This is a genomic window from Caballeronia sp. M1242 (assembly GCF_017220215.1).
GTDB lineage: Bacteria > Pseudomonadota > Gammaproteobacteria > Burkholderiales > Burkholderiaceae > Caballeronia.
Genome location: NZ_CP071129.1, coordinates 2,863,116 through 2,875,195 on the forward strand (window position 1 = coordinate 2,863,116; position 12,080 = coordinate 2,875,195).

Genomic DNA, 12,080 nt, shown 5'->3' on the forward strand with positions numbered 1-12,080 from the left:
CGGGCGTCACTGAATCGGCGTGACGGATTGCGCCGGCTGGCTGTCGAGGTTCAGCGGCACCGACTGCATCTGCTGCGGCTGTTGAACGGCTTGCGGCGTCGCGTTCACGGGCCGCGACGTGCCGTTGCGCACGAACTGCTTGAAGTCCGCGCCCGCCTGCCACGGATTCGGATCGCATCCGAGCGGGCTGTCGCAGTGCGCCGCGAAGCCGATGGTCGCGGTGCCTTCGTTGCTCGGCGTCTTCGTGACCTGATACGCGAGCGCGCGCTTGCCGCTCGACGGACCGGCCGTCTGAATCACCGAATCGGTGATGGCCTGCAACTTGTACTCGGAGTGATTCGTCACCCAGACCTGCGCGCGCGCCCACCAGGCGTCGCATTCGAGCTTGCTCATGCAGGTGAGCGGCTGGGTGGCCTGTTCGATCGTCTGGCTGCTAACCTGCGTTTCGGCCGCGCATCCGGCCATCAAGGCCAGCGACGCGGCTGCGCTGATGAGTCGGTAGTTCATCGCATTCCCGATAGTCGATAAAAAGCCGATTTTGGCCCGCACGCGCGTACGGTGTTCGGCGCGTTTCCCTCTGTTGCAAAACGCGTCGTTTTTGCCGCATGCGCCACGGCGCGGCAAGAAAAAAGTGCTCGTTATGTGCGCTCAGACACCGACGCTGTCGGGCTTGTAATTCCCGTACGCGGCGATGAACGCGTCGAACGGCTCGGTCTGCTCGCGTTCGATGGCGGCTTGCTCGGCCAGCGACTGCGCCGCGAGCGCTTCCATCTTGCGCTCTTCGTCAGGCGGCAGCGGGCGACGGCGGAAGTATTCCGCGTGCTCGCGGCTGATATCGAAAGCGAACTCGTCGAAGGACTGCTGCTTGTCGCGCATCGTCTGGAGCACGCGCGCCGACGGCGTCAACGAAGCATCCGCGATGCGCGGGCGCAGCGCCGTGAGCGCGCGCATGTGGTCGTCGCTGCCGGAAAGCGCGTCGAGCGTGCCGGCGACCGGCTCGATCGCATCGAACAATTCGTTCGCCCAATGCTGCATGGACACTTCCGCGCCGTCGCGACGCAGCGTGAGGCCCGGCTTGCGTCCTTCCTTCGTGATGGCGCTGAAGTTGTCGTTCGCTTCGATGCTCGCCTCGCGCGGCAACAGCGGGCTGTCTTCGAGTGCGCAGTAGAGAAGATACGCGTCGAGAAAACGCGCCGTCTCTAGTGCGATGCCCGTCGGCGCGAACGGATCGATATCCAGACAGCGCACTTCGATGTACTGCACGCCGCGCTCGGCCAGTGCGTGCAGCGGACGCTCGCCGGAGTGCGTGACGCGCTTCGGGCGAATGGTCGAGTAGAACTCGTTCTCGATCTGCAGCACGTTCGTGTTGATCTGCACCCACTCGCCGTTGCGCTGCGTGCCGATGGCTTCGTACGGCGCGTACGGCTGGCTCACGGCTTTCGCGAGCACGTCGAGGTAAGCGTCCAGCCGGTCGTAGCTCGGCAGCAGATCGGCCTGCGCCGGATTGTTCGTGTAGCCGAGATCGCTCATCCGCAGGCTGGTCGCATGCGGCAGATAGAAGGTGTCGCTGTCGAAGGCTTCGAGTTGATGCGGCTTGCCTTCGACAAAGCGCTTATCCAGCGCGGGCGACGCGCCGAACAGATACATCAAGAGCCAGCTCGTGCGGCGGAAATTGCGGATCAGCGCGAAGTAACGCTCCGAGCGGAAGTCCTGCAACGGCACCGTGCTCGCCGGATCGAGCGCCTGCCACGCGCGCCACACGTTCTCGTCGAGCGAATAGTTGTAGTGAATGCCGGCGATGCATTGCATCGTGCGGCTGTAACGCAGCGCGAGTCCGCGGCGATAGACGTGCTTCAGCTTGCCGATGTTCGACGTGCCGTAATAACCGAGCGGGATCTCGTTCTCGGGCGGCAACGCGTTCGGCATCGAGTGGTTCCACAGCAACTCGTCGCCGAGATGCGCGTACGCAAAGCGATGGATCGCGTCGAGGCGCGCGAGCGCGCGCGCGGCGTCCGGCTCGGCGGGCGTGATGAGTTCGACGAGCGCTTCCGAGTAGTCCGTCGTGATGAGCGGATGCGTGAGCGCCGAGCCGAACGACCGCGGATGCGGCGTCATCGCGAGCTTGCCTTCGGGCGTCACGCGCAGGCTTTCTTTTTCGATGCCGCGCAAGCCTTGGCGCAGGGCGTCGGCATGCGAGCCCGACGCGAGCGCGGCGAGCCTGCGCCGATACGCGCCGGCTGCGGAGTGAGCGGGATTCGTGTTTGCCATTGAAGCGTTCTGCGAAGAGCGCATGGGAACGCGCTCGGTCAAATTTTCGGGTAGCGGGCACTTTAACATCTCGGTGTTGCCCGTGCTTGGGGCGCCGATTGGCGCGGTTCGCAGCGCGATCGACGCGAAACGCCGTTGCAATGAAAAAGCGCCCGCGCGTCGTTCGACGCCGGGCGCTTCGGCCGACATACGGCTCTTACGCGACCTTTCCTGCTTCGCTATGCGCGCGCTCGGTGTCCAGCAACGCTTCTTTGCGCGACAGTCCCCAGCGATAGCCCGCGATCGCGCCGTCCTTGCCGATCACGCGATGACACGGAATCGCGAGCGCCACCGGATTCGACGCACACGCGCTCGCGACGGCCCGCACCGCGCCCGGCGAACCGACGGACGCCGCGATGTCCGTGTAGCTGCGCGTCTCGCCGTACGGTATCTGACGCAGCGCATCCCACACGCGCTGTTGAAACGCGGTCGTGCCGATGTCGAGCGGCAAGTCGAAACGCTCGCGCGTGCCGTGGAGATACGCGCCTATCTGCGCGATGAACGGCTCTATGCGCGCGTCGTCCTGCATGCGCTCCGCCAGCGGGAAGTCGGCCGCGAGTTGCTCGACGAGCGTGGCGGGATGATCGCCGAATGCGATCTTGCAGACGCCTTTATCCGTCGCGGCGACGAGCACGGCGCCGAGCGGCGTGGCGGCGGTGGCATAACGCACGGTCAGCCCCGCGCCCTTGCGCCGATACGCGGAAGGCGTCATGCCCAGTTCGGCGGGCGCGGCCTCGTACATGCGCGACGAGGAACCGAAGCCCGCGTCCTGCGCCGCGCGCGTGACGTCGCGGCCGCGCTGCAACGCGTCGCGCAGCACGCCTGCCCGCCTCGCGGCCTGATACTGCCGCGGCGAAATGCCGACGATCCGCGTGAACAGGCGTTGCAAATGAAATGGGCTGACGTGCACGGCGTCGCTCAGTTGCGCGAGCGTCATGCGCTCCTGCGGATCGGCGTCGAGCACCTTGCACGCGCGCTCGACAATGGCGAGTTCGCGCGGCAGGCTCGTGGGCTGGCAACGCTTGCACGGGCGATAGCCTGCTGCTTCGGCTTCGTCGGTCGTCGTGAAGAACGAGACGTTCTCGCGACGCGGCGCCCGCGACGCGCACGACGGCCGGCAGAACACGCCCGTCGTGCGCACGGCGAAGAAGAATGCGCCGTCGGCTTGGGCGTCGCGCTCGGCGACGGCTTGCCAGCGGCTTTCGTCGGTTTGATAGCGGGGGAATTCAGCGGCGTTCATGATGACCTCGGCGGCTTTAGGGTACGCGTCCAATGTAAAACCGTGCCGGAGAGGTTACGCGCCGTTCCTTGCTCTGTCATTTTCGGCTCGTCCAGCCTTGCAACAAAAAGTGACGCGCAGATACCACACATCGACGCCATAGGGGTTTTTACTAAAATTTCTATTGCGTCGCATCAACCCGCTGTGTATGATTGGAACTGTCTCCTCCATGTCTCCTCCTGATATGGATTCAGCCCGCCAACTAGGCGGGCTTTTTTTTCGTCTTCTCGCGCAGCAGGCGAAAAAAAAACCGGGCGCGAAGGCCCGGTTCTCTCGTAGTCGCCCGATTACAGCACGTAGCGCGACAAATCCTCGTCTTCCGCGACATCGCCCAGAGCGCGGTCCACGTACGCCGCGTCGATCTTCACCGGCTGGCCCGCGTGATTGCCCGCCGCGAACGATACTTCCTCCAGCAGCTTTTCGATCACCGTATAAAGCCGCCGCGCGCCGATGTTCTCGGTCTTCTCGTTCACCGAAAACGCGATCTCCGCGAGACGCCGAATGCCGTCGTCGGCGAAATCGAGTTCCACGTCTTCGGTGGCGAGCAGTGCCTTGTACTGCTTGACGAGACTCGCATCGGTCGAATTCAGGATCGACTCGAAATCGCCCACGGACAGCGAATCCAGCTCCACGCGAATCGGGAAACGCCCTTGCAGTTCGGGAATCAGATCGCTCGGCTTGGCGAGATGGAACGCGCCGCTCGCGATGAACAGAATGTGATCCGTCTTGATCATCCCGTACTTCGTGTTGATGGTCGTGCCTTCCACGAGCGGCAGCAGGTCGCGCTGCACGCCCGCGCGCGACACTTCCGCCCCGCCGACTTCGCTGCGCGACGCGATCTTGTCGATCTCGTCCAGAAACACGATGCCGTTCTGCTCGACGTTCTGCACCGCCTTCGTCTTGACCTCTTCGTCGTTGAGCAGCTTGCCCGCTTCTTCGTCGGTCAGGAGCTTCAGCGCCTCCTTCACCTTCACCTTGCGGCGCGTCTTCTTGCCGCCGCCGATGTTCGCGAACATCGAGCGGATCTGCTCGGTCATGTCTTCCATGCCCGGCGGCCCCATGATGTCCATGCCGACTTGCGGCAACTCGACGTCCAGTTCGATTTCCTTGTCGTCGAGCGCGCCTTCGCGCAGGCGCTTGCGGAACGTCTGGCGCGTGGTGTTATCGCCTTCGCTGGTCGCTTCGGCCGCGCCGAAACCGACCGGGCGCGCGCTCGGCAGCAGGATATCGAGAATGCGATCTTCCGCGCGATCTTCCGCCTTCGTGCGCACCTTCTTCATTTCCGCCTCGCGCGTCTGCTTGACGGAAATTTCGATCAGATCGCGCACGATGCTGTCGACATCGCGGCCCACGTAGCCGACTTCGGTGAACTTCGTCGCTTCGATCTTGATGAACGGCGCGTCCGCGAGTTTCGCGAGACGCCGCGCGATTTCGGTCTTGCCGACGCCCGTCGGGCCGATCATCAGAATGTTCTTCGGCGTGATTTCCTGGCGCAGCGGCTCGGCGACCTGCTGGCGACGCCAGCGGTTGCGCAGCGCGACGGCAACCGCCTTCTTCGCGCGCCCCTGGCCGATGATGTGTTTGTCGAGTTCCGAGACGATTTCGGAGGGAGTCATGGTGGTCATCGCTGGGTTCCTTTATTCGATCGTCTCGATGACGCGATTGTGATTGGTGTAGATGCACATGTCGCCGGCGATGGTCAGCGCCTTCTCGACGATATCGCGCGGCGAAAGCTCGGTGTTCTCCGCAAGCGCCTGCGCGGCGGCTTGCGCGTACGCGCCACCCGAGCCGATCGCGCAGATGCCGTTTTCGGGATCGAGCACGTCGCCGTTGCCGGTGATGACGAGCGTGGCCTGCGCGTCGGCGGCGATCAGCATGGCTTCGAGACGGCGCAGCATGCGGTCGGTGCGCCAGTCTTTCGCCAGTTCGACGGCGGCGCGCGTCAGATTGCCCTGATGTTTTTCGAGCTTCGCTTCGAAGCGATCCAGCAGCGAGAACGCGTCGGCCGTGCCGCCGGCGAAGCCGACCAGCACCTTGCCGCCATAGATGCGGCGCACTTTCTTGGCGCCGCCCTTCATGACGATGTTGCCGAGCGTCACCTGACCATCGCCGCCCAACGCGACTTTGCCGCCGCGTCGCACGGAGACGATGGTCGTGCCGTGAAATTGTTCCATGTGCGTTCCTTAAGAAAACCAGAAGAACGCGGGCGGCTTGCGATCAGTGACGAGCCGCCACGCAGTCGAGAATTCGAGGGAGTGCACGGCGCGGGGTTCCGCCCGGCCGGAAGGCTCGAAGCGTACGGCGCCGCGCGCGCGCCCTCGCGATGAGCGGGCGCGTCGAGTTCAGTTTAGGGCGCGGCGGCATTTATCAAGGTGCGGGTTTGTCGGACGCGCGAAAAGCAAAAAGGCACACGATTCACGTGTGCCTTTTGTTCGTGCCAGCGCCCGACTTCGCGGATTTCGCGGCGGCGCGTTCCCCGTTGCGGGCGGGCCCGCACCGTTCGCCGCGCGGTTGCCGCTTTAGTCGCCGAAGAGTTTCTGGCGCAGTTCGCGGCGCTCTTGCGCTTCGAGCGAGAGCGTGGCCGTGGGGCGCGCGAGCAGCCGCGGAATGCCGATCGGCTCGCCGGTCTCTTCGCACCAGCCGTAGTCGCCGGATTCGATGCGCGCGAGCGATTGCTGCACCTTCTTCAGGAGCTTGCGTTCGCGGTCGCGCGTGCGCAGTTCCAGTGCATGCTCTTCTTCGATGGTCGCGCGGTCCGCCGGGTCCGGCACGATCACCGTTTCCCGCAGGTTTTCCGTCGTCTGGCCGGCATTCTTGAGAATGTCCGCTTGCAACTGCTCGAGCCGGTTCTTGAAGAAGGCGAGTTGTTCCTCGTTCATGTAGTCCTTCTCGCTCATCTTCAGGATTTCGGCTTCGGTCAAGAGTTTCGTTGTCATCTGCTTGCTTCTTCAATGTAAGGCGATGTCTTGGCAACGCCCGCACTTGCGTTGCCCGCATGCATGCAGCGTTTTGGCGTCACGCGACACTCGATGCGGGGCCGAACTCCTCTGGAAACCGATATTGGCTGCTCCGTTTCAACGCTCGCCTTGCGGCCCTCGCGGCCTATCAGCAGATCGTCCGCCGGGGCATCCTTTTCTGACATCCGACGGCCAACGCCCGTATTCGTATGCGCCGAACGGATTCGCCCTTCTCCAGTGGGGCTGTATTGTAACTGAACCGCAATTTCCGACGATAACCGAGGAAAACCCTGTCGAAAGCCGCCGGAATTTCAAAAATATAACGCCTGAACACGCAAAAAGCGATGTCGCTTGGTGGGCGCGACTACATAACCGCGACAATAAACGCCCAAGAAAAACGCCGCCGGCGAGGCTCGCGGGCGGCGCATCTTCGCATCGACGTTGCGTCCCGCCTTTCGCGCGCTTGGCGCAGATCAGCGAAATGCGTGCCGGGTCGTTATTTCACCAGGCAGGCGTCGAGGCCGTCGGTGATCAGATCTTTCGGCAGCTCGATACCGATGAACACCATCTTGCTGTTCTTTTTCTCGATCGGCATCCACTTGGCGGCGAGGTCGCTGCCCATCATCTGATGCACGCCCTGAAAGACGACCTTGCGATCGACGCCCTTCATATAGAGCACGCCCTTGTAGCGCAGCAGCCGCTCGCCGTAAATCTGCAAAATGCCGCCGAGAAAATCTTCGAGGCGGTTCGGATCGAACGGCTTGTCGCTGCGATACACGAACGACTTGATCTTGTCGTCGTGGTGCGCATGATGATGGTGGTGGTGATGCTCGTGATCGTGGCTGTGATCGTGCCCGCACGTCGAATGGTCGTGATCGTCGTCGTGCGCGTGATCGTGGTCATGATCGTGCTCGTCTTCCGCGAGGAAATCCGGATCGATTTCCAGCTTCGAATTCAGGTTGAAGCCGCGCAGATCGAAGATTTCCTTGATGTCTGCATCGCCGAAATTGACGACCTTGATCGCCGCACGCGGGTTCATGTGCACCAGCCGATGCTTCAGTGCTTCGAGCGCGTCTGCATCCACCAGATCGGACTTCGTGATGAACAGCCGATCCGCGAAACCGACCTGCCGCTGCACCACTTCGTGCTGGTCGAGCTGCGCGTTGGCATGCTTGGCATCGACCAAAGTGATGATCGCGTCGAGCAGGAATTCGTCGGCGACCGTGTTATCCATGAAGAACGTCTGCGCGACCGGACCCGGATTCGCGAGACCCGTGGTTTCGATCACCACGCGGTCAAAGTCGAGCGTGCCCGCCTTCTTGCGGTTCGCGAGGTCTTCCAGCGCGCGCGCCAGATCGCCGCGAATCGTGCAGCAGATGCAGCCGTTGCTCATCTGGATGATCTGCTCGTTCGTTTCCTGCACGAGAATTTCGTTGTCGATGTTCTCTTCGCCGAACTCGTTCTCGATCACGGCGATCTTCATGCCGTGCTTTTCGTTCAGGATGCGCTTGAGCAGCGTGGTTTTGCCGCTGCCCAGAAAGCCGGTCAGGATGGTTACGGGAATCATGGTGTCGCCTGTTTCCTTGTCAGTGTTCGGAATCGCGCGGCCGGTCGGTGGCGCACTGAATCGGTTATTGAAACATATTCGCCCAGCGGGCGCTTTGCGCCGCGTGACCTTGCCGCAGCCAGATAAGGCCGCTCACGCGATTTGCAACAGCAGGCCCTTCAGGTACTCGCCTTCCGGAAACGCCGTAAGCAGCGGGTGATCGACGCCCGCGCCGAGGCGCTTCAGGATGCGCGCATCGACGCGGGCATCGGCCGCCGCGCCCGCGACGATCTTCTGAAACAAGTCCGCATCGATCGCACCCGAGCACGAATACGTGAACAGCAGCCCGCCCGGACGCAGCAGCTTGAAGCCGCTCAGATTGATGTCCTTGTACGCACGCGCGGCGCGGTCCACGGTTTCGCGCGACGGCGCGAACTTCGGCGGATCGAGCACGATCAGGTCGAAACGCTGGCCTTCGTCGTACAGACGGCGCAGCGTCTTGAAGGCGTCGGCGTCGAGCCATTCGGCTTTTTCCGCGTCAAAGCCGTTGGCCTTCACGTTCTCGCGCGCGAGCGCGAGCGCCTCGCCGGACGAATCCACCGACACGACGCGCGCGGCGCCGCCCTTCAACGCCGCGAGCGAAAAGCCGCCGGTATAGCAGAAGCAGTTGAGCACGTCGCGGCCTTGCGCGTTCTGCTGCACGAGCACGCGGTTGTCGCGCTGGTCCACGTAGAAGCCGGTCTTATGGCCGTGCTTCACGTCGACGTGATAACGCACGCCGCACTCGTTCGTGACGAGCGTGTCCGGCGGCGGATCGCCCGCGAGCACGCCGGTCGTCTGCTCCAGCCCTTCCTTCTGGCGGATCGACACATCCGAGCGTTCGTAGACGTTCGGGCAGCCGGTCGCGGCGATCAGCGCATCGACGATCGCCGGCTTCCACGCCTCGACGCCCGTCGCCATGAACTGACAGACGAGCTGCGCGTGCGAGCCCTGATCGGCGACGTAGTAATCGACGATGAGGCCCGGCAAGCCGTCCGCTTCGCCGAAGACGAGGCGCGTCGCGCCGGTATCGCGGACCATCGTCTGCCGATGCGCGACCGCGCGCTGCACGCGGCGCTTGAAGAAGGCGTGATCGACGGGCTCCGCTTCGTCGAACGTCCAGACGCGCGCGCGAATCTGCGAATGCGGGCTGTACGACGCGCGAGCGAGAAAACGGCCATCGGCGGCGCGCACGGTGACGGTCGCGCCGGGCGCGGGATTGCCGTCGATGCGCGCGATGGCGTTCGCGTAAATCCACGGATGGCGGCGAACGAGCGACTTGTCCTTCGCCGGTTTGAGCGTGATGGTGTTCATTGCGATGATCGGAGCAGCGCGCATGGCGCCGCGGTGTTAGTCGCGCTTCTTCGCGCGCGGATGCGCCGAGTCGTAGACACGAGCAAGGTGCTGAAAGTCCAGCGATGTATAGATCTGCGTCGCGGTGATGCTCGCATGACCCAGCAGTTCCTGCACCGCGCGCAGGTCGCCGCTCGACTGCAAGACGTGCGTGGCGAACGAATGCCGGAGCACGTGCGGATGCACATTCGCCGGAATGCCGGCCAAGAGCGCCATGCGCTTGACGCGCTCGCGCACCACGCCCGGCGACATGCGATTGCCGCGCACGGAAAGAAAGAGCGCGTGCGGTTCCAGCTTGACGAATTCGCCGCGGACGTCGATCCACGCGCGCAGCGCATCGATCGCCTTGCGGCCGACCGGCACCTTGCGCATGCGCTTGCCCTTGCCGAGCACGGTGACTTCGGCGGCGGCCAGATCGAGCCAGCCGGCGGACTGATGGTCCTTCGTATCGACGTGGCGGACATCGAGCCCGACGAGTTCCGAGAGCCGCAGCCCCGACGAATAGAACAGTTCGAGCATGGCGTGATCGCGCAACGCTTCGGTGCTGTCGGCGCGCGGCGCGTCCATCAGGGCCATTGCGTCGTCGACGGAAAGCGCCTTCGGAAGCGTCTTTTCGCGCTTCGGCGCGCGCACCGTCGCGACAGGGTTCGCGGGCATCTCGACGCGTTCGGCGAGCCAGCGGTAAAACGCGCGCCACGCCGACAGCCGATGCGCGATGGAGCGCGGCGACAGCCCCGCCGCGTGCGCGCGCACGACCGCGCCGCGCATGTCGGCGGCCGTCAGCGTTTCGAGCGCGCGGCCCTTGGCGAGCGCGCGCAGTTCGCCGAGTTCGTACGTGTAGCCACGCAGCGTGTGCTCCGACAAACGCCGCTCGTGTTCGAGCATCGCGAGATAAGCGGCGATGTGATCGGCGGGCTGCATGTCGCGTCGCTCAGTTCGGCAGCAGGCGGGAGAGCGCCGCGCTCGCCAGCACGCCGATCTGCGCGAGAAAATCCGTCGCCATGCCGTCGTGGAAGCGCCGCGCGTCGGGCGAGCCCATCACGAGCAGGCCGAACGCGGGCGCATCCGGGCCGGCTTGCGGATCGCGCAGCGCGACCAGCGCAATCGACTGAATGCCGCGTTCGGCGGACGCGTCTTCCAGCGAGCCGCCGCTGGACGCCGATGCCGAGTTCGCCACGCCGAGCCACTGCGCCGCCGCGAAGCCGCTGTTCGCGCCGCAATACGGCGCGTCGAGGCTGCCCGCGAAAATACGCACTTCCTCGCCGACGTGGCGCGCGAAATCCGCCTGGCGGTACGCTTCATCGACATCCCACATGCGCAGCGCGGCGTGCGGCACGTCGAACACTTCGCACAGTCCTTTGCTGATGGTGGACGGCAGCGCGTACGGGTCGCGCTGGCCGGTCACGCGCACGGTCCAGCGGTTGAACTTCGTGGCGATGCTGTCGTTTTCATGGCCGTAGCGCAGCAGTTCGGCAAGCCGCCGTTCGAGTTGCTTGTTCTTGTCGCGCAGCATTTCCATCTGCCGTTCCTGCAGCGACACAGCCGACTTGCCGTGCGGATTCGAAAGCCGGATGGTGCCGAGCAGTTCGGCGTGCTCGACGAAAAAATCGGGGTTGTCGAGCAGATAGTCGGCGACTTCGCGTGGATTCATGTTTGCCTGATACGTTTGAATGCGTGGGCTCAAGTCAGCCGATGTCCGAAAGCTCGATCTCGCCTTCGAAGACGGTCGCGGCGGGTCCGGCCATGAAAAGCGCGGCGGATTCGTCGCGCGCGCCGTCCCAGCTGATCGTGAGCGTGCCGCCGTGCGTCTCGACGCGCACCGGCGAATCCAGCAAACCGCGCCGGATGCCCGCGGCCACCGCCGCGCAAGCGCCCGTGCCGCAGGCGAGCGTTTCGCCCGCGCCGCGCTCGAAGACGCGCAGTTTGACCGAATGACGGTCGACGATCTGCATGAAGCCCGCGTTGACGCGCTCCGGAAAGCGCGCGTGGCGCTCGACGAGCGGCCCTTCGGCGAGCACGGGATACGCTTTTACGTCGTCGACGACGTGCACCGCGTGCGGATTGCCCATCGACACGACGGACACCCAGCGCGTCTTTGCGCCGATATCGAGCGGCCAGAGCGTATCGTTGCCCTCGCTGCGGCCGTCGAGACCGCTCGCGTCGAACGGCACGCGCGGCGGATCGAAGACGGGCGCGCCCATGTCGACGGTCACTTCGCCGTTGTCCTGCATCGTCAGCGTGATGACGCCCTTCTGCACCTGCACGCGCACCGTCGACGCAGCGGTCAGCCCGCGATCGCGCACGAACTTCACGAAGCAGCGCGCGCCGTTGCCGCAATGCTCGACTTCGCCGCCATCGCAATTGAAGATGCGGTACTTGAAGTCGACGCCATCGACGGTCGGCTTTTCGACCAGCAGCAGCTGATCCGCGCCGACGCCGAAGTGACGGTCGGCGAGCGCGCGAACCTGCGCGGCGTTCAGATCGAGCGCCTGCGAGTAGCCGTCGAGCACGACAAAGTCGTTGCCCGCGCCCTGCATCTTGGTGAACTTGAGTTTCATGGCCGCTATTGTATGTGAGCCTCGGTGCGGCGTTTCGTGCC

At 64.3% G+C, this 12,080-nt stretch carries 11 protein-coding genes; all 11 read right to left on the bottom strand.

Going from position 1 to position 12,080, the window contains the following annotated elements:
• Positions 1–6: 6 nt before the first annotated feature.
• Positions 7–507, bottom strand: coding sequence for a hypothetical protein (locus JYK05_RS13355; RefSeq protein WP_206467280.1), 501 nt, complete (start codon positions 505–507; stop codon positions 7–9).
• 141 nt (positions 508–648) lie between these two features.
• The gene (gene gshA / locus JYK05_RS13360) at positions 649–2,268 is read right to left on the bottom strand and encodes a glutamate--cysteine ligase (RefSeq protein WP_206467281.1); all 1,620 of its coding nucleotides are present in this window, start codon (positions 2,266–2,268) and stop codon (positions 649–651) included.
• Between the two features lie 196 nt (positions 2,269–2,464).
• Complete coding sequence (ada, locus tag JYK05_RS13365) at positions 2,465–3,547, bottom strand: bifunctional DNA-binding transcriptional regulator/O6-methylguanine-DNA methyltransferase Ada (RefSeq protein WP_206467282.1); 1,083 nt, start codon at positions 3,545–3,547, stop codon at positions 2,465–2,467.
• A 326-nt stretch (positions 3,548–3,873) separates the two neighbouring features.
• A complete protein-coding gene (gene hslU, locus JYK05_RS13370) occupies positions 3,874–5,211 on the bottom strand; it encodes an ATP-dependent protease ATPase subunit HslU (RefSeq protein ID WP_175938753.1) in 1,338 nt (445 codons plus the stop codon).
• A gap of 12 nt (positions 5,212–5,223) precedes the next feature.
• Positions 5,224–5,760: an ATP-dependent protease subunit HslV gene (hslV, locus tag JYK05_RS13375; protein WP_175938755.1), complete on the bottom strand. Its 537-nt coding sequence runs from the start codon at positions 5,758–5,760 to the stop codon at positions 5,224–5,226.
• 345 nt (positions 5,761–6,105) lie between these two features.
• Complete coding sequence (dksA, locus tag JYK05_RS13380) at positions 6,106–6,522, bottom strand: RNA polymerase-binding protein DksA (protein WP_061122132.1); 417 nt, start codon at positions 6,520–6,522, stop codon at positions 6,106–6,108.
• A gap of 517 nt (positions 6,523–7,039) precedes the next feature.
• Entirely contained in the window at positions 7,040–8,110 is a 1,071-nt protein-coding gene (locus JYK05_RS13385; RefSeq protein WP_206467283.1) for a GTP-binding protein, read from the bottom strand.
• A gap of 132 nt (positions 8,111–8,242) precedes the next feature.
• Positions 8,243–9,442 carry a class I SAM-dependent rRNA methyltransferase gene (locus JYK05_RS13390; RefSeq protein WP_206467284.1) on the bottom strand — a complete coding sequence of 400 codons (1,200 nt, stop codon included), beginning with the start codon at positions 9,440–9,442 and terminating at the stop codon, positions 8,243–8,245.
• A 36-nt stretch (positions 9,443–9,478) separates the two neighbouring features.
• A complete protein-coding gene (gene xerC / locus JYK05_RS13395; RefSeq protein ID WP_206467285.1) occupies positions 9,479–10,402 on the bottom strand; it encodes a tyrosine recombinase XerC in 924 nt (307 codons plus the stop codon).
• Positions 10,403–10,412: 10 nt separating this feature from the next.
• Positions 10,413–11,132 (bottom strand): DUF484 family protein, encoded by a 720-nt coding sequence (locus JYK05_RS13400; RefSeq protein ID WP_175938763.1) that lies wholly within the window; start codon positions 11,130–11,132, stop codon positions 10,413–10,415.
• Between the two features lie 34 nt (positions 11,133–11,166).
• Positions 11,167–12,039 carry a diaminopimelate epimerase gene (gene dapF / locus JYK05_RS13405; protein WP_206467286.1) on the bottom strand — a complete coding sequence of 291 codons (873 nt, stop codon included), beginning with the start codon at positions 12,037–12,039 and terminating at the stop codon, positions 11,167–11,169.
• Positions 12,040–12,080 lie beyond the last annotated feature (41 nt).

Bases quoted from the DNA above. Each gene is read 5' to 3' on its own strand.
- hslV (WP_175938755.1), bottom strand. From the start codon at position 5,760: ATGGAACAATTTCACGGCACGACCATCGTCTCCGTGCGACGCGGCGGC.
- JYK05_RS13400 (WP_175938763.1), bottom strand. From the start codon at position 11,132: ATGAATCCACGCGAAGTCGCCGACTATCTGCTCGACAACCCCGATTTT.
- dksA (WP_061122132.1), bottom strand. From the start codon at position 6,522: ATGACAACGAAACTCTTGACCGAAGCCGAAATCCTGAAGATGAGCGAG.
- dapF (WP_206467286.1), bottom strand. From the start codon at position 12,039: ATGAAACTCAAGTTCACCAAGATGCAGGGCGCGGGCAACGACTTTGTC.
- hslU (WP_175938753.1), bottom strand. From the start codon at position 5,211: ATGACCACCATGACTCCCTCCGAAATCGTCTCGGAACTCGACAAACAC.
- JYK05_RS13385 (WP_206467283.1), bottom strand. From the start codon at position 8,110: ATGATTCCCGTAACCATCCTGACCGGCTTTCTGGGCAGCGGCAAAACC.
- JYK05_RS13355 (WP_206467280.1), bottom strand. From the start codon at position 507: ATGAACTACCGACTCATCAGCGCAGCCGCGTCGCTGGCCTTGATGGCC.
- xerC (WP_206467285.1), bottom strand. From the start codon at position 10,402: ATGCAGCCCGCCGATCACATCGCCGCTTATCTCGCGATGCTCGAACAC.
- gshA (WP_206467281.1), bottom strand. From the start codon at position 2,268: ATGGCAAACACGAATCCCGCTCACTCCGCAGCCGGCGCGTATCGGCGC.
- JYK05_RS13390 (WP_206467284.1), bottom strand. From the start codon at position 9,442: ATGAACACCATCACGCTCAAACCGGCGAAGGACAAGTCGCTCGTTCGC.
- ada (WP_206467282.1), bottom strand. From the start codon at position 3,547: ATGAACGCCGCTGAATTCCCCCGCTATCAAACCGACGAAAGCCGCTGG.